The 23,906-nt window shown below is 69.7% G+C and carries 19 protein-coding genes and 2 pseudogenes; 12 read left to right on the forward strand and 9 right to left on the reverse strand.

The annotated features are described in order from the left end of the window. Nucleotide 1: 1 nt before the first annotated feature. The 6 genes from E4198_RS07920 to E4198_RS07945 form a co-directional block, all read right to left on the reverse strand. Nucleotides 2-1,063: an ABC transporter ATP-binding protein gene (locus tag E4198_RS07920; RefSeq protein WP_136182547.1), complete on the reverse strand. Its 1,062-nt coding sequence runs from the start codon at nucleotides 1,061-1,063 to the stop codon at nucleotides 2-4. An 11-nt stretch (nucleotides 1,064-1,074) separates the two neighbouring features. Continuing rightward, complete coding sequence (locus tag E4198_RS07925) at nucleotides 1,075-2,052, reverse strand: ABC transporter permease (RefSeq protein WP_136182548.1); 978 nt, start codon at nucleotides 2,050-2,052, stop codon at nucleotides 1,075-1,077. A 108-nt stretch (nucleotides 2,053-2,160) separates the two neighbouring features. Next, a complete protein-coding gene (locus tag E4198_RS07930) occupies nucleotides 2,161-3,951 on the reverse strand; it encodes an ABC transporter substrate-binding protein (RefSeq protein WP_136182549.1) in 1,791 nt (596 codons plus the stop codon). 100 nt (nucleotides 3,952-4,051) lie between these two features. Next, nucleotides 4,052-5,083, reverse strand: coding sequence for an ABC transporter permease (locus tag E4198_RS07935; RefSeq protein ID WP_136182550.1), 1,032 nt, complete (start codon nucleotides 5,081-5,083; stop codon nucleotides 4,052-4,054). Nucleotides 5,084-5,606: 523 nt separating this feature from the next. Next, nucleotides 5,607-7,475: a translational GTPase TypA gene (gene typA / locus E4198_RS07940; RefSeq protein WP_136182551.1), complete on the reverse strand. Its 1,869-nt coding sequence runs from the start codon at nucleotides 7,473-7,475 to the stop codon at nucleotides 5,607-5,609. A gap of 260 nt (nucleotides 7,476-7,735) precedes the next feature. Continuing rightward, a complete protein-coding gene (locus tag E4198_RS07945) occupies nucleotides 7,736-9,664 on the reverse strand; it encodes an ABC transporter family substrate-binding protein (RefSeq protein WP_136182552.1) in 1,929 nt (642 codons plus the stop codon). 213 nt (nucleotides 9,665-9,877) lie between these two features. Between E4198_RS07945 and E4198_RS07950 the strand changes: the two are divergent. Beyond that, nucleotides 9,878-10,144: pseudogene (locus E4198_RS07950) on the forward strand (hypothetical protein); the annotation flags it as partial. Between the two features lie 306 nt (nucleotides 10,145-10,450). Here E4198_RS07950 and E4198_RS25355 read toward each other — a convergent pair. Continuing rightward, nucleotides 10,451-10,555, reverse strand: coding sequence for a hypothetical protein (locus tag E4198_RS25355; protein WP_247597880.1), 105 nt, complete (start codon nucleotides 10,553-10,555; stop codon nucleotides 10,451-10,453). Between the two features lie 295 nt (nucleotides 10,556-10,850). Next, a complete protein-coding gene (locus E4198_RS07960; protein ID WP_136182553.1) occupies nucleotides 10,851-11,279 on the reverse strand; it encodes an SRPBCC family protein in 429 nt (142 codons plus the stop codon). 289 nt (nucleotides 11,280-11,568) lie between these two features. Here E4198_RS07960 and E4198_RS07965 point away from each other — a divergent pair, with 289 nt between their 5' ends. Continuing rightward, nucleotides 11,569-12,087 carry a hypothetical protein gene (locus E4198_RS07965; RefSeq protein WP_136182554.1) on the forward strand — a complete coding sequence of 173 codons (519 nt, stop codon included), beginning with the start codon at nucleotides 11,569-11,571 and terminating at the stop codon, nucleotides 12,085-12,087. Nucleotides 12,088-12,169: 82 nt separating this feature from the next. Here the strand turns inward: E4198_RS07965 and E4198_RS07970 are convergent, their stop codons facing one another. Then, nucleotides 12,170-13,033, reverse strand: a complete 864-nt coding sequence (locus E4198_RS07970; RefSeq protein ID WP_136182555.1) for an alpha/beta hydrolase — start codon at nucleotides 13,031-13,033, stop codon at nucleotides 12,170-12,172. A 118-nt stretch (nucleotides 13,034-13,151) separates the two neighbouring features. Between E4198_RS07970 and E4198_RS07975 the strand changes: the two genes are divergently transcribed. The 10 genes and pseudogenes from E4198_RS07975 (at nucleotide 13,152) to E4198_RS08020 (ending at nucleotide 23,861) form a co-directional block, all read left to right on the forward strand. After that, a complete protein-coding gene (locus tag E4198_RS07975) occupies nucleotides 13,152-14,066 on the forward strand; it encodes an SDR family oxidoreductase (protein WP_136182556.1) in 915 nt (304 codons plus the stop codon). Between the two features lie 158 nt (nucleotides 14,067-14,224). Beyond that, entirely contained in the window at nucleotides 14,225-14,518 is a 294-nt protein-coding gene (locus E4198_RS07980; RefSeq protein WP_136182557.1) for a hypothetical protein, read from the forward strand. 260 nt (nucleotides 14,519-14,778) lie between these two features. Beyond that, nucleotides 14,779-15,537, forward strand: a complete 759-nt coding sequence (locus tag E4198_RS07985) for a hypothetical protein (RefSeq protein WP_136185249.1) — start codon at nucleotides 14,779-14,781, stop codon at nucleotides 15,535-15,537. A gap of 23 nt (nucleotides 15,538-15,560) precedes the next feature. Beyond that, on the forward strand, nucleotides 15,561-17,486 hold the full coding sequence (locus E4198_RS07990; protein ID WP_136182558.1) for a fumarate reductase/succinate dehydrogenase flavoprotein subunit: 1,926 nt from the start codon (nucleotides 15,561-15,563) through the stop codon (nucleotides 17,484-17,486). Between the two features lie 215 nt (nucleotides 17,487-17,701). Continuing rightward, nucleotides 17,702-18,463: pseudogene (locus tag E4198_RS07995) on the forward strand (succinate dehydrogenase/fumarate reductase iron-sulfur subunit); the annotation flags it as partial. A 247-nt stretch (nucleotides 18,464-18,710) separates the two neighbouring features. Next, complete coding sequence (locus E4198_RS08000; protein ID WP_136182559.1) at nucleotides 18,711-19,304, forward strand: hypothetical protein; 594 nt, start codon at nucleotides 18,711-18,713, stop codon at nucleotides 19,302-19,304. A gap of 151 nt (nucleotides 19,305-19,455) precedes the next feature. Continuing rightward, nucleotides 19,456-20,559: a LacI family DNA-binding transcriptional regulator gene (locus E4198_RS08005; RefSeq protein ID WP_136182560.1), complete on the forward strand. Its 1,104-nt coding sequence runs from the start codon at nucleotides 19,456-19,458 to the stop codon at nucleotides 20,557-20,559. Between the two features lie 139 nt (nucleotides 20,560-20,698). Next, nucleotides 20,699-21,976, forward strand: a complete 1,278-nt coding sequence (locus E4198_RS08010) for a sugar ABC transporter substrate-binding protein (RefSeq protein ID WP_136182561.1) — start codon at nucleotides 20,699-20,701, stop codon at nucleotides 21,974-21,976. A gap of 131 nt (nucleotides 21,977-22,107) precedes the next feature. Continuing rightward, a complete protein-coding gene (locus E4198_RS08015) occupies nucleotides 22,108-22,980 on the forward strand; it encodes a sugar ABC transporter permease (RefSeq protein WP_247597881.1) in 873 nt (290 codons plus the stop codon). After that, a complete protein-coding gene (locus E4198_RS08020) occupies nucleotides 22,977-23,861 on the forward strand; it encodes a carbohydrate ABC transporter permease (RefSeq protein WP_051308497.1) in 885 nt (294 codons plus the stop codon). The genes E4198_RS08015 and E4198_RS08020 overlap by 4 nt, the downstream gene beginning before the upstream one ends. Nucleotides 23,862-23,906: the final 45 nt, after the last annotated feature.

A 23,906-nucleotide genomic window follows, 5' to 3' on the forward strand; every position in this document is an offset into this window, starting at 1 on the left:
CCTAGACCAGCCGCGGCTTGATCTGCTCGACGAAGAAGGTCTGCTTCTGCTCCGGCGTCAGGTGGCAGGCCGCGCCGCGTCCCTCGGGGAGCGGCGGCCGGTCCGCGGTGCAGGAGGCACCCGTGACGTGGCCCTGGAAGTCACACCGGGGGTTGAAGTGGCAGCCGGGCGGCGGGTTGAGCAGGCTCGGCGGCGTGCCCTCGATCGGGACGAGCTCGTCGTCCACGTTCGAGGTGATGCGCGGCATCGAGCTGAGCAGGCCCCAGGTGTAGGGGTGCTGCGGCGCCCGCAGCACCTCCGCGGTGGTGCCCCGTTCCACGGCGCGGCCGCCGTACATCACCATGATGTCGTCCGCGACGTTGGCGATGACGCCCAGGTCGTGGGTGATGAAGACGATCGCCGAGCCGAACTCCTCCTGGAGCTCGTTGAGCAGGTCGAGGATCTGCGCCTGGACGGTCACGTCCAACGCGGTGGTCGGCTCGTCCGCGATCAGCAGGTCGGGGTTGCAGACCAGGGCCATCGCGATCATGGCGCGCTGGCGCATGCCGCCGCTGAACTGGTGCGGGTAGTCGTCGACGCGGACCTTGGGGTTGGGGATGCCGACCTTGTGCAGCATCTCGATGGCCCGCTCGCGGGCCTCCCTCTTCCCCGCGCCCAGGTGTTTGCGGTACGGCTCCATGATCTGCCGGCCCACCGTGTAGTACGGCGACAGCGCCGTCAGCGGGTCCTGGAAGATCATGGCCATCTTGTTGCCGCGCAGCTTCTCCAGGTCTTTCTCGCGCGCACCGGTCAGCTCCTGCCCTTCGAGCAGGATCTCGCCGCTGATCTCGGTGCTGACCGGGTTGTGCAGGCCCAGCACAGCCAGGTTGGTCACCGACTTGCCGGAGCCCGACTCGCCCACGATGCCCAGGGTCTTGCCCCGCTCGAGGTCGAATGACAGGCCGTCCACGGCCTTGACGATGCCGCCCTCGGTGCTGAACCGGATGCGCAGGTCGCGGACGGAGAGGAACGAGTCCGCCCCGGTCGGGGGCGTGCTGTCCGCGGTTTTTGTGAGAGTGGTCACGGGTCGATCTCCTAGGCGAGGCGCACGCGCGGGTCGATGAACCCGTACACGAAGTCCACGAGGATGTTGAGCAGCAGGATGAAGGCGGAGGCGAACAGCATGACGCCCATGGTCATGGGCAGGTCCTTGTTGTTCACCGAGTCCACCACGAGGCGTCCGAGACCGGCGAGGCTGAACGTCGTCTCCGTCACGATGGCACCGCCGAGCAGTGCTCCGAGGTCGATGCCGAGGATGGTGACGATCGGGGTCAGCGAGCCGCGCCAGGCGTAGCGGAAGAACACGTACTTCCCGGACATGCCCTTGGCCCGGGCCGTCCGGACGTGGTCCTCCTGCAACTGCTCGATGAGCGTGGAGCGGGACATACGTGTGTAGTTCGCGGTGAAGATCAGCGACATCACGAACCACGGGATCAGCAGGCCGATGAACCAGCCGCCGAGGTTCTCCGTGAACGGCACGTACTCGGGGGCCGGCAGCAGGCCGGTGCTGTAGACCAGGAGTCCGACCACGATCGGGCCGATGAAGTAGATCTGCAGCGAGCTGAGCACCAGCGACGCGGAGCTGAAGGACTTGTCGATCAGCGTGCCCTTCTTGCGGGCGGCGATCATGCCGGCGCCGATGCCGAGGGTCAGGAAGACCACCAGACCGCCGAGGGTCAGCGAGACGGTCAGCGGGAGGCGGTCGATGATCGTGTCCCAGACCATGCGCTGGTCGTTGAAGGAGACTCCGAAGCACGGAGCGTCGCAGTGGCCGACGTCGAAGCTGCGGCCGGCGACGATGCCCTTCATGAACTCCCAGAACTGCACGGGGATGGGCTGGTCGAGCCCCATCTGCTTCTCGATCAGGGCGACGTTCTCCGGCGTGCAGTTCTTGCCGCAGGCCAGCAGGGCCGGGTTCTGCGGGATCGCGAAGAAGATGAAGAACGTGAACGCACTGATGAGGAAGAGAATCACGAGGCCGCCGACCGATCGGCGGAGAAAGAATTTAAGCATGTTGGTTCGCTGCTCTCGGCGCGGCGGCTACGACGGTGAAACGTGGGCTGGACACCCGGGCGGGTTCCCGGGGGCCTGAGGCCCCCGGGAACCCGTGGTGAGGTGCTGTTACTGCTTGACGTACACCTGGTTCACGTTGATGTAGCTCCGGACGGTGCTGAACTTCGCGCCGCCGATCTTCGAGCCGTGAATCTGGATCGTCTTGGTGTAGTAGAGCGGGACGGCCGGGTTGACGTTCTCCACGATGTGGTGGTGGAGCTTGACCCACTCCTCGTTGGCCTTCTCCGGGTCCTTGATCTTCAGGATCCGGTCGATCTCCTTGTTGGTCTTCGGGTCGTCGATGTGCGAGTAGTTCGACGCACCGTCGGCGATCACGTCACCGTCGTAGACCGGCGGGATGACCGTGGAGGGCGAGGACCAGTCCTGACCCCAGCCGGTCATGTAGACGTGGAAGGGGTTGTCGACCTTGCCCATCTGCTCGTACCAGGTCTGGGAGTTGACCGCCTTCTTCTGGACGTTGAAGCCGGCCTCCTCAAGCGCCTTGGCGATCACGACCGACTGCTTCTGCCGGATGTCGGTGTTGGCGAAGGCGTAGACCAGCTCCATGTTCTCCTTGCCGGCCTCCTTCAGGAGCTTCCGGGCCTTCTCGGGCTGACCCTTCGGGTTGTCCAGGCGACCGTAGGGGTCGTACTCCGGCTCGTGGCCGGGGAGCGTCGGCGCGAACAGGTTGCCGGCGGTGGCACCCGCGTACTCGCCGCCCTCGGGGGCGAAGATGGCCGGACCGGGCAGCGCGTAGGTGATGGCGTCGCGGACCTTCTTGTCCTCGATGCGCTTCATGTTCATGTTCAGCTGCCAGACGTAGGGCTGGTAGCCGGCGACGCTGCGGTCCTTGGCGTTGGTGACCACGTCACGGAGCTGGGCCGCGGAGACGGCACCGCTGAACTGCAGCGCACGCTGGGCCTCGCCCTTGTCCGCGAGGATGCGGCGGGTCTGGTCCGCGTCATCGTGGTTGAACGTGAACTTCCACTTGTCCGGGTAGGCGCGGCGGATCGGGTCGGTCTCCGCGTCCCAGTGCTCGTTGCGGACGAGCGTCATCGACTTGCCCGGCTTGTAGTCGCCGATCTTGTACGGACCCAGCGCCTTCGGGTTCTGGTCGTACTTCTTCTGCGTGTCGTCGTCCTCGGGAACGATCGCGTAGCCGGCCATCGCGAGCGCCTGCGGCAGGTCGTTCTGCGGCGCGTCGAACTTGAAGACGATCGTCTTGTCGTCCGGCGTCTCGATGACGCTGTCCGGCAGGTGGTCACCCTTGTACGGACCGTCCGGGAGGGCCTTGCGGTAGTCGTCGCCGGACAGCCACTTCTGGATGAAGGTCGGGCCGTCGAAGATGACCTCGGCGTACAGGCGCTCGAAGGTGTGGCGGACGTCCGCGGACGTGATCGTGTCGCCGTCCTGGTCCTTGACGCCGTCCTTCAGCGTGTACGTCCAGGTCTTGCCGCCGTCGGACACCTCACCGGCACTGGTGGCGAGGTCGCCCACGATGGTCTTCGACCCGTCGTCGTTCTCCTTGGTCGCGGTGAGACCACGGTGGATCAGCACGGCCAGGTTGCCGGCGTCGCTGACGTAGATCTGGCCGGGGTCCAGGTGGGTGAAGTCCGTCTGCTGGTAGACACGGACGGTCCCGCCCTTGGAGGAACCCTCGACCTCGTCGGCAGGGCCCTGCGAGGCGGCGGCGTCCGCATAGGTGACCGGCTGCGACTGCGCCTCAATGTCGCCGAAGTCGGTGTCCTTGCCCGGACTCTTGTCCTGACCACCACCGCCGCTGCAGCCGGTGAGAATCAGTGAGCCGGCCGCCAAGGCGACTGCGGCTCCGCGCATTCTGCGCGAACGGAGGAAACTCATGATGCCGAATACACCTGCCTGTCAGTTGGGATCCATCTGCTGCCGGTTCGCAGCCCGGTAGGCCGGATGCGGGGGTGGCAGCCCCCCGGGTGGACGTCCGTCAACGTCCGGACTTGGGGTCGAAGGCGTCCCGCACGGAGTCGCCGAGGAGGTTGAACGCCAGGACGAAGATCACCATGGCGATACCGGGGAAGAACATGTACGCAGGGTCGTACTGGTAGTAGTCCGCGGCCGCGGCGAACATCCGGCCCCAGTCGGGTGTCGGCTCGACGTAGCCCACACCCACGTAGGACAGGAACGCGACGGTCAGGATCGCCGAGGGCAGCATGTAGGTGGCCTGCACCAGGATCGGCGTCATCAGGTTCGGCAGCAGTTCCTTGCGGATGATCCGCCACGGGGAGGCGCCGGAGACCTTCGCCGCCTCGACGAACTCGCGCTCGCGGAGAGTCAGGGCCGAGCTGCGCACCAGGCGCGCCATGCCCATCCAGCCGAGCACCGCCAGCACGACGACGATCGCGCAGAACTGCACGTAGACCGGCGTCTCCTTGGTGGGCGGCACGAACAGGGCGAGCACCACCGGCATGGTGGCGATCAGGGTCAGCTGTCCCGGCAGCGCCATCATGAAGTCGGTGATCCGGCCGAGCCAGTAGTCGACCCTGCCGCCGAAGTAGCCGCTGACCAGGCCGATCAGGATGCCCAGCAGGACCATCGGGATGGTGCAGACGAGCGCGGTGAAGAGCGAGGTACGCATGCCGTACAGCAGTTGGGTGAAGACGTCGCGGCCCAGCACGGGCTCCACACCGAACCAGAACTCGGAGGACATACCGCCATAGGAGCCGGCGGGATAGTTGAACGCGTCCAGCAGGCCGGGCGTGTCCTGTCCGTACAGGGTGTACGGGTTCTTGCCGTACAGCATCGAGATCACCGGAGCCAGTGCGGCGACCACGAAGAAGGAGATCACCACGCAGGCGGAAAGCACGCCGGTGCGGTCGCGCTTGAAGCGTCGCCACATCAGCTGGCCGGGAGAGAGACTCTGCTCGCCGCTCTGGCCGGCCGCATCCTTGCTCAGGCTCACTTCGCCGGGACCGGGGGTGTCGGTCTCGACGGAGGGCACCTGGGTTGGACTTGTCATCGCGTGTTAGCCCCTGCGTTAGTGGTACTTCGCTGAACCCGTCTGGATGGCACCGGGGTGCGCCTGGGGTTGAGCGGACTTTTGCAAGTGAATAAGTGCTCAGTCAAGAGGTGTTGGGGTTGGCTTATGAGCCCGGGGTGCATCTTGAGCGAAGATTGCGCAGATTGACGTCCCAGCGTGCTTGACAAAGAACGATCGTAGTACACAAAAACGGACAAATTCATGCGAAACGCGTTCACCATCTCGCAACGTGGCCGTCGCCACGCCGATATACGAACGTGGGGAACTGAACTCCGTACAGCCGTCTCCACAGTCTCTCCTGTTTCGCGACACGGATTCGGTCTTTCGCCTGCTCAGTCCACGCGGGTAGACCTCACCACCCGATCGGCGGCCGATGCGCGATCGAACAGAAGCAACGACGGACACACACGGGCACACCTCGACGGCCCGGGGCCGGCGACGTGACGTCGCCGGCCCCGGGCCGTTCCTACGGGCGTGCCGGGGCGCCTCCCGGCGCCCCGCGTCAGCGCTTGGCGCGGGAGGCTGTGCGGGCGCGCTCCTTCTGGTCCAGGACGACCTTGCGGATGCGCACCGTCTCCGGCGTCACCTCGATGCACTCGTCCTCACGGCAGAACTCCAGCGACTGCTCCAGGGAGAGCTTCCGCGGCGGCACCAGGTTCTCCGTGGTGTCCGCGGAGGCGGCGCGCATGTTGGTGAGCTTCTTCTCCTTGGTGATGTTGACGTCCATGTCGTCGGCGCGGGAGTTCTCACCGACGAGCATGCCCTCGTACACCTCGGTGCCGGGCTCGATGAAGATCGTGCCGCGCTCCTGGAGGTTCATCATCGCGAACGGGGTCGCCTTGCCCGCCCGGTCCGCGACCAGCGAGCCACTGCTGCGAGTGCGCAGATCCCCGAACCACGGCTCGTGGCCCTCGGAGATGGAGTGCGCGATGCCGGTGCCGCGGGTCTCGGTCAGGAACTCCGTCCGGAAGCCGATCAGGCCGCGCGACGGCACCAGGAACTCCATCCGGATCCAGCCCGACCCGTGGTTGGTCATGGTCTCCATGCGGCCCTTGCGGGAGGCCATCAGCTGGGTGATGGCCCCGAGGTGCTCCTCGGGCGAGTCGATCGTCATCCGCTCGACGGGCTCGTGGAGCTTGCCGTCGATTTCCCGGGTGACCACCTCGGGCTTGCCGACGGTCAGCTCGAAGCCCTCCCGGCGCATGGTCTCCACCAGGATGGCCAGCGCCAGCTCGCCGCGGCCCTGCACCTCCCAGGCGTCCGGACGCTCGGTGGGCAGCACGCGGAGCGAGACGTTGCCGATCAGCTCACGGTCAAGGCGGTCCTTCACCAGCCGCGCGGTGACCTTGTGGCCCTTGCCGCCCTTGCCGACGAGCGGCGAGGTGTTGGTGCCGATGGTCATGGAGATGGCCGGCTCGTCCACGGTGATCAGCGGCAGCGCCACCGGGTTCTCCGCATCGGCGAGGGTCTCGCCGATCATGATCTCCGGGATGCCGGCCACCGCGCAGATGTCGCCCGGGCCGGCCTTCTCCGCGGGCTTGCGGGTCAGGGCGTCCGTCATCATCAGTTCGCTGATGCGCACGTTCTGGACCGTTCCGTCGCGCTTCATCCAGGCCACCGTCTGGCCCTTGCGCAGCTCGCCGTTCTTGACCCGGAGCAGCGCGATGCGGCCGAGGAAGTTGTCCGCGTCGAGGTTGGTGACGTGCGCCTGGAGCGGCGCGTCCTCCTCGTACGTGGGGGCGGGCACGGTCTCCAGCAGCGTGGTGAAGAACGGCTCCAGGCTGTCGCTGTCGGCGGGCACGGTGCCGTCGTCCGGCTGGGTCAGCGAGGCCACGCCGTCCCGGGCGCAGGCGTACACGATCGGGAATTCGATCTGTTCCTCGTCGGCGTCCAGGTCGAGGAACAGGTCGTAGGTCTCGTCGACGACCGCGGAGATGCGGGCGTCGGACCGGTCGGTCTTGTTGATGCACAGGATCACCGGCAGCCGTGCCTGGAGTGCCTTGCGCAGCACGAAGCGGGTCTGCGGGAGCGGGCCCTCGGAGGCGTCCACCAGCAGCACGACGGCGTCGACCATGGACAGGCCGCGCTCCACCTCGCCGCCGAAGTCGGCGTGGCCCGGGGTGTCGATGATGTTGATGACGACCGGGTCGCCGCCCTTGCGGTGGTACTTCACGGCGGTGTTCTTGGCGAGAATGGTGATGCCCTTCTCGCGCTCCAGATCGTTCGAGTCCATCACCCGGTCGTCGACCGACTCGAGCTGGTGCGCGGCGAACGCCCCCGCCTGCTTGAGCATGGCGTCGACCAGGGTCGTCTTGCCGTGGTCGACGTGGGCGACGATGGCGACGTTACGAATATCGTGGCGGGTGGGCATGCGTGGGCGCTTCTCCCGGAGTCGTGGATGACGGCGCGACCGATCCGGTCCGCGCGGTCGCCGGGCTCATCACTGTGCTGTGCGCCGCGGCCTCTTTACCGCCCCATGGTACGGGCCGGGCGCCTCGCCGCCGCCCCCGGGTCTCGACGTGCGGACGCACGTGTGCTAGCGCAGGCGCGGCGCCCGGACGCACGGCAGGGCCGCCTCGCCTCCACCCGGGGTGACCGGGCGGGCGAGCCGGCCCTGCGGACGACGGCGGCTTACTCCGTGCGGCCGATGTCCTGGTAGCGCGGGGTCTGGAAGCCGTACGCGCCGATGTTGGCCAGGTCCTCGCGGACCGCGACGAGCTGGGGGCGCTGGTACAGGGGCACCGAGCCGGCGGCCGCCCAGATGCGGGAGTCGGCGCGGCTCAGCAGATCCTGGCGCTCCTCCCGGTCCAGCTCGCCGACGGCCGCGGCGAAGAGCTGGTCGATGCGGTCGGTCCCGACCCGGGTGTAGTTCTGGCGCACGGTGAGGGAGCCGTTCCCCGCCGGGACGGGCTTGGCGAAGATCGGGCCGGCGTCGGTCGCGGGGAACGCGCTGGCCGGCCACGCGTACAGGGCCAGGTCGTAGTCGCCGGACGCGATGTGGTCGCGGAACAGGCTCTCGTCCTCGACCCGCTCGATGCGGGTGCGGATGCCGACCTCGGCGAGCTGGTCCGAGACCTGCTCGGCCGTCGCCCGGGTGACGGCGGTGCCGGGGCCGGCCGGGACCAGGAAGCGCAGGGCCAGCGGGTTGCCGCCCTTGGTGCGGACGGCGGCGGCACGGCCGGCCTCCAGCCCCTTCATCTCGTCGGCGCGCTGCTCGGCCCGCTCACCGTCGCGGTTCTTCCCTTCCTCGGCCCCCTTCTCCTTGGCATCGACCGGGGCGTCCGGGTCGTCGCCCGTGGCGGGTGCTCCGCTCTCCCAGCCCGCGTCGGCGAGCAGGGCCTGCGCGGACTCGAGGTCGCGGCCGCCGAGAGCGGCGCTGTTGTCCTGGTAGCCGGCCTGGTCACGCATCCGCAGGTGGCTGCCGAGCGCCTGGGCCGGCAGCCCCAGGTCGGCCAGCGCCTTCTCGGCGAGCGCCCCCCGGTCCAGGGTCCGGGCGAGGGCGCGGCGCACGCGTTCGTCGCCGAGCGGGCCGGAGGCGCCGTTCAGGGCGAGCTGGGTGTAGGCGGGGGCGAGGGCGCGGCGCACGTCGTACGTCCCGAGGTCGCCGGTCTTCTTCCGGGGCTTTCCGGCGGTCTTGCCGTCGGCCCTCTCCTTGCCGCGGGGTTTGGCGTCGGTGGTGTGGACGCCGTCGATGCGCTCGGCGAGCTTCGGGGTGACCTCGGCGACGTCGACCTTTCCGGCGGCGAGCGCCGCGCCGCGTTCGCCGCGCGGCACGACCGTGAGCGCGATCCGGTCCAGCTTCGCCTCGTCCCCCCACCAGGCGTCGTTGCGCACGAGGGTGACCCGGTCGTCCTTCTTCCCGAGCGGCTTCACCGCGAAGGGCCCGCCGGAGGCGGGCAGCCGGGTGCGTGCCTCCTCGTTGAAGCCGTCGGGGCTGCCCATCACCGACTTCGGGTAGAGCGGCGTGAACAGCGACTCCCAGTCGGCATACGGCTTCTTGAAGGTGACCTCGACCTGGCGGGGGGTGTCGCCCGCCGCCACCTTCGCGATCCGGTCGTAGCCGGCGTTGCGGGCCGTCCAGTAGGCGCTGTTGCCACCGCCGAGCGCCTTCCACTGGGCACGGAAGTCGGCGGCGGAGAGGGCACGGCCGTCGCTCCAGCGTGCGTCCTCGGCGAGGGTGTAGACGACCGTCTGCCGGGGCTCGGTCCCGGTGACCTCGGCGGATTCGAGGTAGTCGCCGTTCCGCTGGGGCCGGCCCCGGCTGTCCAACGTGAACAGTGCGGGCAGCACGGCTTCCGCGATGCGGGTGGTGGCACCGGTGGCGTCGGGCTGGAAGACGTTCAGCGTGGTGGGCATCGCGTCGACGGCCCAGCGCAGCGTTCCTCCGTCGGTGACGTCGTCGCGGGAGACGGCGCGGACGTCCCGGGCGGCTCCGCTGTCGCCCTGCGGGGCGTCGTCTCCGCCCGAGGTGCACGCGGCGAGCGGCAGCAGCAGGCCGCCGGCGGCGAGTACGGCCGCGCAGCGCCGCGCGGCGGTGTCGATGGCTGGTGCGGCTGGCATCGCGGGAACCTCCGGGGCGCGCAGACGCCGCCCGGGGTGGGCCGGCGGGTCGTCGCAGTGGGCCGTGTGGTGCACGGGATCGGTACGCACCCACTGAAAGCGACCGGACGCGGTGCGGCATCCGGGCACGTCCATCCGTGCGCCGACGCCACCCGCCCGGCGCACACGTCCACGGGCGCCTGCCCTGCCGCGAGCGGGTGTGATCTGAATTACATGATTACCCGGCAAGAGCGTGAGAAGCTGCGCGGCTGGTTCACCGGCCGCCTGCCGGACGAGGTGCACGAGGAACTGCTCGACGTGACGGTGGACCGCGAGGAGATCACCGTCGTCGGGCGGATCACCGGGCCCAGGCTCGCCGACGATGTCTCGCAGGAGGAGCGGGAGGCTGCGGCTGAAGGCCGGCCCAACGAACTCCGGGAACGCACCCGGGAGACCCGGATGGCCGTGGCCCGCGAGGCCGAACGCCGGTTCGGGCGCAAGCTGACGGCGGTTCGGAACTCGGAGGTGTCCAGCTCGATCGCCAGCGGTTCCGGCAGGGTGAGGGTCTTGGCGAAGGCCGTCTCCTCGAGGTGGGTGTAGCGGCCGTCCAGCGGCTCGGAGTAGACCCTGACCCGTGCCGGACTGCCTGTCGACGAGGAGATGGAGGGGGACGCCCGCGGCCGCGTATCCCCTGAGTTTCCCGGCGCGTCCTTCGGGCGGGGTCGTGGTAGTCCTCCTGGTCGGCGAACGCCCCCTTGGGCGCCACGACCAGGTCGGGAGTCACCTTCACCGAAGCCCAGGGGACGTTCAGCCCGAGGCCGGTGTAGCACCGAGCTTCCGGCGTTGGTCGCGCACCTTTCCGGTCAACTCCGAAACGATCTCCTCATGCTCCCCGTCCGCCGGTGGGGTCACGTGGATCTCCCCCTCGATCAACTCCGCGCGCCACCCTCGGGGGCGGCCGTGCTGATGGAGTCGAAGGCTTCTTTTGCGGACCGGGCCATCGGATCGTCCATACGGTCATCCTCGTCAGCGCACGTCGTACGCTCCGGGACGGTCAGCACCACGGCGGGCCTCCTCCTGTTTTCGGAGCGACGCTCTCACCCCAAGCGAGCCGACGACCACGAGAACGGACTCCGCTCACTCGAACGCGTGAGCGGATACGTTTCTGTCGGTCAACCCGACTCCGCACTCCGTTCAGGCGAACCGTTCAGGCGTTGCCGGCCGCCTTTTCCGCCGCATGCTGGAACTCGCCGAGGTCGTAGTGGGCGAGGACGGAGTCGAGGTTGGTGAGCGCGCCCAGGTGCTCCACGAAGCCGTGCGGGTTGTACTCGATCTGGAGCGCCACCCGCGTCCGCGTGTCGCTGACGTGGTGGAAGGTGACCACGCCGGCGTGCTCGACTCCGTCCATCGTGCGCCAGGCGATCCGCTCGTGAGGGATGACCTCGGTGAGTTCGGCGGTGAACGCCTTGTCCGCGCCGGGCAGGGCGAGCCACCACGAGAAGGTGCGGTCGTCGATGCGCGCGACCTTCTGCACGTGACTGAGAAACTCCGGCCAGCGCGTCACGTCGCTCCACAGCGCCCAGGTCACCGCCACCGGAGCGTCGACGTCCACGGTCTCCACGAGGGAGGACGACACGTTTCTCCACCTCTTTCCCATGTGTACGAAGGGGAGTTGGCACCCCGCATACCCCGCCGCGCCGCTTTCATGACCGGGCGGTGCGGCTCGCGCGTCAGCGCCGGGGGCGCACACCTCCTGCGGCGAACGCGCCCCCACGCGCGGGCAACCCTCCACCGGCCCGGTGTGTCCGACAAGGCGGAAGAAGCGGACAGACTACGTTCTTCGCGTCGTCCGCAGCGTGGAACGTGTGCGCCTGGCGCGTGCGCGCTCCACCGACCCGTCGGACCGAAGCAAGGGGGACACCTCGATGCGTGCACGAACGACCGCGATCGCCGCCACCGCCTGTGCGCTGGCGCTGCTGCCGGCGGCCTCCGCCGTCGCCGGTACCGGGCCCGCGCCGGACAAGCAGCGCAAGGCCGCGTCCACCGCGCCCTCCGCCGCCGGCAATCCGCTGAGCGCCCGCGCCCAGGCGGCCGGCGTCTGCACCGACGCGTACGAGATCGGCACCGCCGGATACATCATCCGCGACGGGCAGCGGATCGGCTCCGTCAAGCAGTTCTACTCGCCGTCCTGCGGGGAGAACTACGGCTACCTGTGGGTGTGGCAGAGCTTCCGCGCCTCGCACGGCGACTACGACGTCTCGGTCGGTGTCTACAGCTACAGCCGCGACGAGTTCGTCGGTAAGCGCACCTGGCTGAACACCAACGGGAAGGAGTACTGGTCCAACCCGGCCGACACCACCTCGGAGTGCACCGCCGCCGTCGGCTCCCTCCGCGCCGCGGGCGACCCGCTGGCCGGTCAGGCCGCAAGCTCCAAGCGCTGCTGACACCGCACCGCCGTGGCAGCAGCGGGGCGTCGGTCCCCCCGGACCGGCGCCCCTCGTTGCTCTTCCGGCCCCGCCCCTCCCGTCAGCGGCCGACGAGGAACTCCCCCACCTCCGGTGCCAACAGCCCGACCTTCGGGTTGTGGGACAGTCCGGTCAGCATCCTGTGCTCGGCCGCGGGCAGCAGGCCGGCGATCGCACGGGAACCCTTGCGCAGCAACGGGGCGCTCTTCTCGCCGGAGATCACCAGGGTGGGCGCCGTCACCCCGGCCCAGTCCTCCGGCCGCAGCGGCTCCCCGCGCATGTAGGGCGCCATCACCGCCCAGTCATGCGCGGTGGCCGGCGCCGTGGCCCGGAGCTTCGGCCAGAACGGCGTGAACCGCATTGCCGCGACGACGAAGGACGGGACGCCCATGCCCCGCGTCATGAAGTACCGCACGGTCTCGTCCCGGCGGCCGGCATCGATCAGCGCATGCAGCCGTGTCTGCAGGTCGGCGGGCGGAACGTGGTGTTCGTCGTCGACGACGAACGGCGGCTCGAACGCGACGACGCGCACCAGCCCGGGCAGCCGGCCGCCTGCGGCTGCGAGCAGCGCGAGGGCGGCGCCCGAGGACCAGCCGAACAACGAGACCTCGTTGTCCGGCCCGCCCTCGGCCTCCGCCAGCGCCACCAGGTCGTCGATCTCGCGCCGCACGTCGTACACACCCGGCGTGTCACCGCTGTCGCCGCGACCGCGCCGGTCGTAGGTGAGCACCGTCAGCCCGTGGTCCCGGACGAGCGCCTCGGCCAGCTGCGCCATCTTGGGGAACTTCCGGTAGCTGAACGCGCCGCCTATCTGGATGACGGTGCCCGCGCCGCCACCGCGGCGGCGGTCGTAGACGATCTCCGTGCCGTCCGCCGAGACGACGGATCCCTGCTCGATCGTCGCGCTCTCTGCTGTCGTCGCCATGGCCCGCTCCTGATGGAAATCCGAGGCACCGCGCGGTGCACTGTGGTGAGGTTCACCGGTACGGACGGCACGGGGCCCGGAAAATCATCGCTCGGGCACGCAAGGACGGGAGAGGGACGTGGCAGGAGCACTGGACGGGCGGGTCGCGCTGGTCGCCGGGGCGACGCGCGGAGCCGGGCGGGGCACCGCCGTGGAGCTGGGTGCGGCCGGGGCGACGGTGTACGTCACCGGGCGGACCACGCGCGAGCGGCGGTCGGAGTACGACCGGCCGGAGACCATCGAGGACACCGCCGACCTGGTCAGCGAAGCAGGGGGGCACGGCATCGCCGTGCCCACGGACCACCTCGACCGGGCGCAGGTGCGCACGCTGGTGGAGCGGATCGATTCCGAGCAGGGCCGACTGGACGTGCTGGTCAACGACATCTGGGGCGGCGAGAAGCTCTTCGACTGGGACGCCCCGGTCTGGGAGCACGACCTGGACGACGGCCTGCGCCTGCTGCGCCTGGCCGTCGAGACGCACGCGATCACCAGTCATCACGCGCTGCCGCTGCTGCTGCGGAACCCGGGCGGTCTGGTGGTGGAGATGACCGACGGCACCGCGGAGTACAACGCGCGGAACTACCGGGTGTCGTTCTTCTACGACCTCGCCAAGTCGTCCGTACTGCGCATGGCGTTCGGGCTGAGCCGTGAGCTGGGCCCGCGCGGCGCGACGGCGGTGGCGCTCACCCCAGGATGGATGCGGTCGGAACTCATGCTCGACGCGTTCGGCGTCGCCGAGGAGAACTGGCGGGAGGCGCTCACGGAGCAGCCGCACTTCGCGATCTCCGAGACCCCGCGTTTCGTGGGCCGGGCGGTTGCGGCGCTTGCCGCGGACCCGGAGGTGGCGCGCTGGAACGGCGACTCGCTCTCCAGCGGCGGGCTGGCGCGGGAGTACGGCTTCACCGATCTCGACGGCAGCCGCCCGGACGCCTGGCGCTACCTGGTCGAGGTGCAGGACCCCGGCAGGCCGGCGGACGTCACGGGCTACCGCTGAAGGGTCTCCTGCCCGCCCCGAAACGCCTCACTCGAACGGGTCACTCGTGTACCCCGCAGAGCGAATCCCCGTCCGCGCTCTTCACAACGCGTGTGTGACGTAGAACACTCTGGCGGACCAGCCGAGCCACCCGCACCGAAGCGGAGGTGCCCCAGCACATGACCCTGCAGGACGACATGACCAGCGTCCAGCGTTGCCTGGACGATCTCACCCGTTGTGTGACCCGCCTGGAACAACAGGTCGGCAACGGACTGGAGATGAGGCGGGTACGCAGCGACGCCGAGCACCTGCGGGAATCCCTGGCGCTGCTCCGGGCCGCCACCGGCGGGCCGGAGGCGTCACCCGCTCCGCGTCCCGAGATGGTGACCATCCCCGACGCGCCGTACGACGCGGCGCTGTGGACGGACGCGGAGGACGAGGGGCTCGGCGCACGGGACCGGCACGCACCCTGAGCCCGGCCGCGCCGGGGTGCACGCCGCGTTGACGCAGGCGTGACCCCGGCGCGCGCCGGCGCGTTGGCCACCCGCCCGGCCCACCGCCGTGCCCCGGCCCCGCGCCGCCGCGTCCCCCGCGCAACCGCCCGCCACCCTCCCCTCGACGGAGTCGACCCTTGGCCACCGGAACCACACACCCCACCGAGCCCACGGGGCCGGACAGCCCCGGACCTCGTTCCGCGCCCGGCGGCGTCACCGACGCCCCCGGGCGCGCCGCGATCCCGCAGCGCCACCTGCGCGTGGACCGCTGGTGGCTGCCGCCGGCCGCCACCGCCGCCGGCCTGCTGGCGTTCATCGTCTACTCGACGTGGCGCGCCTTCGCGAACGCCGACTACTACGCGGCGCCGTACGTCTCGCCGTTCTACTCGCCCTGCCTGGCGGAGAGCTGCGTGCCCATGAAGGGCGGCCCGAACTGGGAGATCTTCGGCAGCTGGTGGGGTCTGTCGCCCGCGCTGCTGATCCTGATCTTCCCGCTCGGCTTCCGTCTGACGTGCTACTACTACCGCAAGGCGTACTACCGCGGCTTCTGGGCGTCGCCGCCGGCCTGCGCGGTCGCGGAGCCCCACGCGAAGTACAGCGGCGAGACCCGCTTCCCGCTGATCCTCCAGAACCTGCACCGGTACTTCTTCTACGCCGCGCTGCTGGTCGCCGTCATCCTCACCTGGGACACCGCGCTCGCCTTCCGCAACGCGGACTACGAGTGGGGCCACATGGGCCTGGGCACCCTGGTGTTCGTCGCGAACATCGTGCTCATCTGGCTCTACACCCTCTCCTGCCACTCCTGTCGGCACATCGTCGGCGGGCGGCTCAAGCACTTCTCCAAGCACCCGGTGCGGTACCGCATGTGGGGCTGGGTCGGGAAGCTCAATGCCCGCCACATGCTGCTCGCCTGGGCGTCGCTGATCAGCGTGGCGCTGGCGGACCTGTACGTGTACCTGCTGGCCATCGGGGCGTTCGACGACCCGCGGTTCTTCTGATTCGAGAGGACAGCGAAGAAAAGATGACGCAAGTCGAACGCCAGCAGTGGGACGTGGTGATCGTCGGCGCCGGCGGCGCCGGGCTGCGCGCCGCCATCGAAGCGCGTGAACAGGGGATGCGGACGGCGGTGATCTGCAAGTCGCTGTTCGGCAAGGCGCACACGGTCATGGCCGAGGGCGGCATCGCCGCCAGCATGGGCAACGTCAACTCCGGCGACAACTGGCAGGTCCACTTCCGCGACACGATGCGCGGCGGCAAGTTCCTCAACCAGTGGCGGATGGCCGAACTGCACGCCAAGGAGGCCCCGGACCGCGTCTGGGAGCTGGAGACCTGGGGTGCGCTCTTCGACCGCACCAAGGACGGGAAGATCTCCCAGCGCAATTTCGGCGGCCACGAGTACCCGCGCCTCGCGCACGTCGGCGACCGTACGGGCCTGGAGCTGATCCGCACCCTCCAGCAGAAGATCGTTTCGCTCCAGCAGGAGGACTTCGAGGAGTCCGGCGACTACGAGGCCCGGCTGAAGGTCTTCCAGGAGTGCACGGTCACTCGCGTACTCAAGGACCGCTCCGCCGACAACAGGGTGGCAGGCACCTTCTGCTACGAACGCGAGTCCGGCCGCTTCTTCGTGCTGGAGTCTCCCGCAGTGGTGCTGGCCACCGGAGGCATCGGCAAGTCGTTCAAGGTGACGTCCAACTCCTGGGAGTACACCGGCGACGGCCACGCGCTGGCACTGCTGGCCGGTGCGTCGCTGATCAACATGGAGTTCGTGCAGTTCCATCCCACGGGGATGGTCTGGCCGCCTTCGGTGAAGGGCATCCTGGTCACCGAGTCCGTGCGCGGCGACGGCGGCGTGCTCAAGAACTCCGACGGCAAGCGCTTCATGTTCGATTACGTGCCGGACGTCTTCAAGGACAAGTACGCCACCTCCGAGGAGGAGGCGGACGGCTGGTACACCGACCCGGACAAGAACCGGCGCCCGCCCGAGCTGCTCCCCCGCGACGAGGTGGCCCGCGCCATCAACTCCGAGGTCAAGGCCGGACGCGGCACCCCGCACGGCGGCGTCTTCCTCGACGTCTCCACCCGCATGCCGGCTGAGGAGATCCAGCGGCGGCTGCCCTCGATGCACCACCAGTTCAAGGAGCTGGCGGACGTCGACATCACCGCACAGCCGATGGAGGTCGGCCCCACCTGCCATTACGTCATGGGCGGCGTGGACGTAGACCCCGACACCGGCGAGGCGACGGGCGTGCCCGGGCTGTACGCCGCGGGCGAGGTGTCCGGCGGCATGCACGGCTCCAACCGACTGGGCGGCAACTCCCTCTCCGACCTGCTGGTCTTCGGTCGCCGGGCGGGCCTGTACGCCGCCGAGCACGCCAGGAGCACGGCGGCGGACGCCCGTCCGGTGGTGGACGACGCCGAGATCGACGCGGCGGCGGCGGAGGCGCTCCGGCCGTTCAGCGCCGAGGAGACGGCCTCCGGCGAGACGGGCGAGAACCCGTACACCATCCACCAGGAACTCCAGCAGGCGATGAACGACCTGGTCGGCATCATCCGCCGGGACGAGGAGATGGCGCAGGCGCTCCAGCGGCTCGGCGAGCTGCGGCTGCGTGCGGCCCGCGCGGGCGTGGAGGGGCACCGCCAGTTCAACCCGGGCTGGCACCTGGCCATCGACCTGCGGAACATGCTGCTGGTCAGCGAATGCGTGGCGCGTGCCGCGCTGGAACGCACCGAGTCGCGCGGCGGCCACACGCGCGACGACCACCCGGACATGGTCCACGACTGGCGGAAGGTCAACCTCGTCTGCTCGCTGGCGGACGACGCCGAGGGGCCGGGGCAGATCGCGCTGCGCCGCCGCGACATGCCGCCGATCCGTGCGGATCTGCTGGGGCTCTTCGAGAAGGAGGAGCTGATCAAGTACCTGACGGACGAGGAGCTGACCGACCAGTGAGCAGCACGAGCGGCACCACCAGTGGAGCCATGGCCGACGGTCCGGACCGCACCCCGGACGACGACCGGGAGCGCGAGCCGGCGATCGCCGGCGAGAGCGACGCGGGCGCGATGGGCGAGGCCACCCAGGCGCCGGGCGGCGGGGGCCTCAAGGACGCCGCGGGCGGCGAGCCGCGTGACGGCCGCGCCCCGTCCACCGGCGGCACGTCCGCAAGCAGCAGCTACCAGGCGCACTTCCGGGTGTGGCGCGGCGACACCGAGGGCGGCGGTCTGGAGGATTTCACCGTCGAGGTGCACGAGGGCGAGGTCGTCCTCGACATCATCCACCGGCTGCAGGCCACCCAGGCGCCCGACCTCGCCGTGCGCTGGAACTGCAAGGCGGGCAAGTGCGGTTCGTGCAGCGCGGAGATCAACGGCAGGCCGCGGCTGCTGTGCATGACGCGGATGTCGGTCTTCAGCCCGGCCGACACCATCACGGTCACGCCGATGCGCACCTTCCCGGTCATCCGCGACCTGGTCACGGACGTGTCCTTCAACTACACCAAGGCCCGCGAGGTGCCGTCCTTCGTGCCGCCGAAGGGTGTGGCGCCGGGCGAGTACCGGATGCAGCAGGAGGACGTCGCGCGGTCGCAGGAGTTCCGCAAGTGCATCGAGTGCTTCCTGTGCCAGGACACCTGCCACGTGGTGCGTGACCACGAGGAGAACAAGGAGTCCTTCGCGGGCCCCCGCTTCCTCATGCGGATCGCCGAGCTCGACATGCACCCGCTGGACGCCGCCGAGGAGAACGGCCTGGACCGCAAGACCACCGCGCAGGACGAGCACGGCCTCGGCTACTGCAACATCACCAAGTGCTGCACGGAGGTGTGCCCGGAGGGCATCAAGATCACCGACAACGCCCTGATCCCGCTCAAGGAGCGGGCCGCGGACCGCAAGTACGACCCGCTGGTCTGGCTCGGTAACAAGATCCGCCGCCGTTAGGGCGTGCTGTCCGGCGGGCTCTCGGGTCCGCCGGACAGGACCAGGCGGGCGGGGTCCGTGGAGGAACCCCGGCGCCGATGCGACGCCTTGGTGACCGAAGCGTGGAAGGTCACGCCCCACCGCCCGCCGCGGCGGTGATCTGCGTCACGATGAGGCGACCGCCGGGCCTGCGGGGTCCGTCGGTCCGGCCCCACCCCCACGTCCGGGGCCGGTGCGCAACTTCCCCCCACAGGAAGGAAGCACCCTCATGTCCTTGCTTTCCCGCGCGAGCCGCCGCTCCGGCATCGCGGTGGCGACCGGAGCCGCAGGCTGTCTCACTGCCCTGAGCGTGGTCGCCCCGGCGTCCGCCGCCCCGGCGCCTTACACGGCCGAGCGCGCCCCCGCGTCGCAGCAGGAGGCGGCCGGTCTCACCCCCGGCCAGATGCTCAACCGCGCAGACTCCTGGCTGACGGCCGACAACGGTTCCCCGGTGCCCTACAGCCAGACCCGGACGTGGTCCGACGGATACCGCCAGGACTGCTCCGGATACGTCTCGATGACACTGGGCCTGTCGAAACCCGGCCCCAACACGGTCGGACTCGCCGGCAGCCGGGAGCTCACCACCCCCATCAAGCTCAAGAACCTGAAACCCGGGGACCTGCTCATCGACGCCGACGGCTCGAACACCACACGCCACGTGGTGATCTTCGAGAAGTGGACGGACGCCTCGCACAGCGCCTACTCCGCCTACGAGCAGCGTGGCGGGCACGGCACGGACCACCGCGTACTCGACTACGGCCTCGGCGCGGGCAGCGAGTACAAGCCCTACCGCCCGGTGAAGCTCTCCGGGGTCGCCCCCTAACCGGAGCCGCTGCCGGGCGGGCCGGAGGGGAGCCCGCCCGGCAGCCGGAGGGCAGCCCGTCCGGACGAAGCCGGCGCGCCTTGCCCGGCGCGAAGGGAGCGACGTAGCCTGAGCGCTCTTTCGTCAGAGCAAGCAGGGGAGCGTCGTTCCAGTGAGTGCTCCCACCGTGTACGACGTCGCCGAGCAGGCTGGCGTCTCGATCGCCACCGTCTCCCGCGTCTACCGCAACCCGGAGTCCGTGCGGGCCGGCACCCGCGCCAAGGTGATGGCCGCCGCCCGCACCCTCGGCTACGTCCCCAGCGGCAGCGCCCGCGGCCTCGCCAGCCGCACGACGCGCGTGCTGGGACTGTGCTTTCCGGACTACGCCGATCCCGATGCCGAGGACCCGGACGGGGAGTCCGACGGCGCTCCCGACGGGTCGGAGCTGATGCTGTACTCCGACGAGATCATCCGCGGTATGGAACGGGCCGCACGGCGCCGGGGCTACGCCCTGCTGATCGCCGCCTCGCTCGCCGAGGGCCCCGAGAACCTGGTCGCGGAGGTCGCCGGCCGCGTCGACGGGTTCGCCGTGCTGTCCCAGACGGTGCCGGTCGAGGAGCTGGAGGTGATCGCCCGGCGGCTGCCGGTCGTGATGCTCGCCGGGCCGCGCGAGGACGCCTCACTGGACCACCTCGACCACATCGAGGTGGCGAACCGCGACGGGGAGCTGGCGCTGACCCGGCACCTGATCGCCGACCACGGGCTGCGGCGGCTGGCGTTCGTCGGCAGCACCCCGGACTCGCCCGACGGCGAAGCGCGCTTCCGCGGCTTCCAGGCGGCGCACCGGGAGGCCGGTTTGCCGGTGTCCGAGCGGCCGGACGTCCGGGCGGAGCTGACGCAGGCGGAGGGACACCGGGCCGTCGGCGAGCTGCTCGCCGCGGGGAGCGCCGGTGAGCGGCCGGAGGGCATCGTCTTCGCCAACGACCAGATGGCCGTGGGCGCCCTGGCCGCGCTGCGACGACGCGGGGTGCGCGTGCCGGAGGACCTGGCCGTGGTGGGTTTCGACGGGATTCCGCTCGGCCGGCTGGTGACCCCGGCGCTGACGACGGTGCGGCAGCCGATGCGGCGGCTGGGCGAGAAGGCCGTGGAACTGCTGGTGGCGCGCCTGGAGGATCGCAAGGCGGAGCCGGTGTCCGTGGTGCTCCCGGTGTCGGTGATCCGGCGGAGAAGCTGCGGCTGCGACGACGGAAGCTCGGATTCCGTTACCTATTCGTAATACACGGGGACCTTGCGACCCGACCGCCCGGACGAGTTATGTATGCGCTTACAAGCGCTCCACCCCCCATACTCCCACCAGCGTCCCCACAACGCCGGGTCCCCCGCCAGCTCCCGCTCCAAGTCCTCAGGAGGAGCCGATGAAGCTCATCCCCCGTCTTCCCACGGCGTCCCGTCCACGCACCACCCTGGCGGCCGTCACCGCCGCGAGCGCGCTGCTGCTGACCGCCTGCGGCGGCAGCGGCGGCGACGGCGAGCAGAAGGCCGCGGACGAGAAGCAGACCCTCACCGTCTGGGGCATGGGCGAGGAGGGCAAGCACCTGCAGAAGCTCGGCAAGGAGTTCGAGAAGGAGAACCCGAACATCACCGTCGAGGTCACCCCGATCGGCTGGGACGTGGTGCACCAGAAACTGATCTCCGCCGTCGCGGCGGGCGAACTGCCGGACATGGCGCAGATGGGCAGCACCATGATGGGCGAGTTCATCGCGCTGGACGCGCTGGAGCCCGTGGACACCCAGACCTTCCAGAAGTCCGACTTCTTCCCCGCGGCCTGGGAGGGGAACGTCAAGGACGGCGAGACCTACGGCGTCCCCTGGTACGTGGACACCCGCGTGCTGTACTACCGCACCGACCTGGCGGAGAAGGCCGGGATCGACGAGGCGCCCGAGACGTGGGAGGACATGAGCTCCCTGGCCTCCGGCTACAAGGAAAAGGCCGGCACCCAGTGGGGCGCCTACCTCCAGCCGTCCAACACCGGCACGTGGCAGACGTTCGTACCGTTCCTGTTCTCCGCCGGCGGCTCGCTGCTCGGCGAGGACGACAAGCCCGCCCTGAACTCCCCCGAGACTGTCGAGGCGCTCACCGAGTACGGCGCCTACGCCGAGAAGGGCCTCTCCGCCAAGAGCGTGCCGCCGGGCTTCGACCCGGTGAAGACCTTCGGCAACGACCGCACGCCGATGTTCGTCTCCGGACCGTGGATCGTGAACCTGCTGAACGAACAACAGCCGCAGATCAAGGGCGACTGGGCAGCCGTGCCGCTGCCGGCCGGCCCCGAGGGCGGCAAGTCCTGGGTCGGCGGCTCCAGCCTGGTGACCTTCGCCGACAGCGGGCACAAGGCCGCCGCCGAGAAGTTCACCGCCTACCTGACCAGCACGAAGGAACAGGCCGACTGGTACGAGAGGTCCAACTCGCTGCCCGCGAACCAGGCCGCCTGGGACGAGCCGGAGGTCTCCGGCACCAAGGGCCTCGACGTCTTCCGCACCCAGCTGGAGAACTCCGAGCCCATCCCGCCGATGGAGAAGTGGGAGGAGTTCGCCGCGAAGGTCGACGAGGCCGTCTCCCGCGTCACCCAGCAGGGCGAGGACCCGAAGAAGGCCGCCGCCTGGCTCCAGCAGGCCACCGAGGGCCTGGCGGGCTGAGGCCGATGTCCACGACCACCGCCTCCGGGCCGCCCGGCACCACCGGCCCCACCCCCCGACGCACGGCGAAGCAGCCGACCGCGCCGGGGGCGGGGCGGGGGCCGCGGCGCCCCCGGCGCGACAGGCTCAGCATGCAGAATCTCGCCGGGTGGCTCTTCTCCACGCCGTTCCTGGCGGTCTTCGGGACGTTCATGGCGTTCCCGATCCTCGCGACCCTCGCGATGAGCTTCACCAGCTTCGGGCTGCGGGACGTCACCGACCCGTTCGGTGCGGAGTTCATCGGCCTGGAGAACTACACCCGGCTCTTCGAGGACGAGAAGTTCACCACGGCACTGTTCAACACCGCCTACTTCGTCGTCCTCGGGGTGCCGCTCACCGTGGGGACCGGGCTTGCCGCGGCCGTCCTGCTCAACTCCGGGGTCGAACGGATGCGCACGTTCTTCCGTGTCGGCTTCTACGCGCCGGTGGTGACCAGCATCGTCGCCGTCGCGGTGGTGTGGCGCTTCGTACTCGACCCGGCCGACGGCCTGATCGCCGGCCTGGCCGCCGAAGTCGGACTGGACGGGCCGAACTTCCTCGGCTCCGAGATCCTCGCCATGCCCTCGCTGATCGTGATGGCGGTGTGGCGCAACCTCGGGACCGCGATGGTCCTCTTCCTCGCGGGCCTCCAGGCCATCCCCACCGAGGTGCGGGAGGCGGCACGCATCGACGGCGCCGGCATCTGGCAGGAGTTCCGCCGCATCACCGTGCCGCTGCTGCGCCCGACCATGCTCTACGTGTCGGTCATGACCTCGATCGCCTTCCTCAACGTCTTCGAGGAGCCGTTCGTGATGACCGACGGCGGCCCGGGCGACAGCACGCTCACCGTGTCGCTGCACATGTACCAGGAGGGCTTCGACTTCTTCCACATGGGCTATGCCAGCTCCATGGCGTACGTGCTGTTCACCGTGATCCTCGCGATCACGCTGCTCCAGCTCCGTCTGCTGAGGGACAGGACGCGATGACCACCACCGCACCCGGCGCATCCGCCGGACACCAGGCCGCCCGTCGACGCCGCAACGCCGCCCGCCTGCGCAGAGGACTCGTCTACGCCGGGCTGACGGCCGGGGTGGTCGCCATGCTGGCGCCGTTCGTCTGGATGGTGCTGTCCGCCTTCAAGACCGATCGCGAACTGGGCGCCAGCCCCACCGTCTGGATTCCCACGCAGTGGACGCTCGAGCACTTCCGAGAACTGCTCGACCTGCTCGACATGGGGCTGCACTTCTTCAACTCCACCCTGGTGGCAGTGGCGGTGACGGTCTGCAACCTGGTCTTCTGCTCGATGCTCGGCTACGCGCTGGCCAAGCTGAACTTCCTCGGCCGGGGCCCGGTGTTCGCGGTCGTACTGGGCGCGCTGATGGTGCCCAGCACGCTCATGCTGATGCCGATGTTCGTGATGATGAGCAGGATGGGCCTGATCGACAGCTACGCGGCACTGATCCTGCCGTTCGCAGCCGGCGCCTTCGGGGTCTTCCTGATGCGGCAGTTCATGCTGTCGGTGCCAGACGAACTGCTGGAGGCCGCGCGGATCGACGGCGCGAGCGAGTGGTACATCTTCTGGCGCATCGCGATGCCGCTGGTCAAGCCCGCGCTGGCGACGCTGACGATCTTCACCTTCCTCGGCTCCTGGAACAACTTCCTCTGGCCACTGGTCGCGACCAACGACCCCGACCGGTACACCCTGCCGGTGGCCCTGGCCACCTTCGCCATCGACCCGACGAAGGCGGACGGCTCCAACGGCGTGCTGATGGCCGGCGCGTTCCTGGTGGTGCTGCCGGTGCTGCTGGTCTTCGTCGTGCTCCAGCGGTACTTCACCCAGGGCATCGCCACCGCCGGGCTCAAGTAGCCGTCCGGCGGCGGTCACCCGCACACGTCCGTCCCACCGTCCCGT

Origin of the sequence: Streptomyces sp. RKND-216 (genome assembly GCF_004795255.1) — a bacterium.
GTDB classification, from domain to species: Bacteria; Actinomycetota; Actinomycetes; order Streptomycetales; family Streptomycetaceae; genus Streptomyces; species Streptomyces hazeniae.

Coding starts and splice junctions, on each gene's coding strand:
- E4198_RS07925 (WP_136182548.1), bottom strand. CDS start 2,052: ATGCTTAAATTCTTTCTCCGCCGATCGGTCGGCGGCCTCGTGATTCTC.
- E4198_RS07935 (WP_136182550.1), bottom strand. CDS start 5,083: ATGACAAGTCCAACCCAGGTGCCCTCCGTCGAGACCGACACCCCCGGT.
- E4198_RS08015 (WP_247597881.1), top strand. CDS start 22,108: ATGCAGAATCTCGCCGGGTGGCTCTTCTCCACGCCGTTCCTGGCGGTC.
- E4198_RS07965 (WP_136182554.1), top strand. CDS start 11,569: ATGCGTGCACGAACGACCGCGATCGCCGCCACCGCCTGTGCGCTGGCG.
- E4198_RS07945 (WP_136182552.1), bottom strand. CDS start 9,664: ATGCCAGCCGCACCAGCCATCGACACCGCCGCGCGGCGCTGCGCGGCC.
- E4198_RS07980 (WP_136182557.1), top strand. CDS start 14,225: ATGACCCTGCAGGACGACATGACCAGCGTCCAGCGTTGCCTGGACGAT.
- typA (WP_136182551.1), bottom strand. CDS start 7,475: ATGCCCACCCGCCACGATATTCGTAACGTCGCCATCGTCGCCCACGTC.
- E4198_RS07970 (WP_136182555.1), bottom strand. CDS start 13,033: ATGGCGACGACAGCAGAGAGCGCGACGATCGAGCAGGGATCCGTCGTC.
- E4198_RS08000 (WP_136182559.1), top strand. CDS start 18,711: ATGTCCTTGCTTTCCCGCGCGAGCCGCCGCTCCGGCATCGCGGTGGCG.
- E4198_RS08010 (WP_136182561.1), top strand. CDS start 20,699: ATGAAGCTCATCCCCCGTCTTCCCACGGCGTCCCGTCCACGCACCACC.
- E4198_RS07990 (WP_136182558.1), top strand. CDS start 15,561: ATGACGCAAGTCGAACGCCAGCAGTGGGACGTGGTGATCGTCGGCGCC.
- E4198_RS08020 (WP_051308497.1), top strand. CDS start 22,977: ATGACCACCACCGCACCCGGCGCATCCGCCGGACACCAGGCCGCCCGT.
- E4198_RS07930 (WP_136182549.1), bottom strand. CDS start 3,951: ATGAGTTTCCTCCGTTCGCGCAGAATGCGCGGAGCCGCAGTCGCCTTG.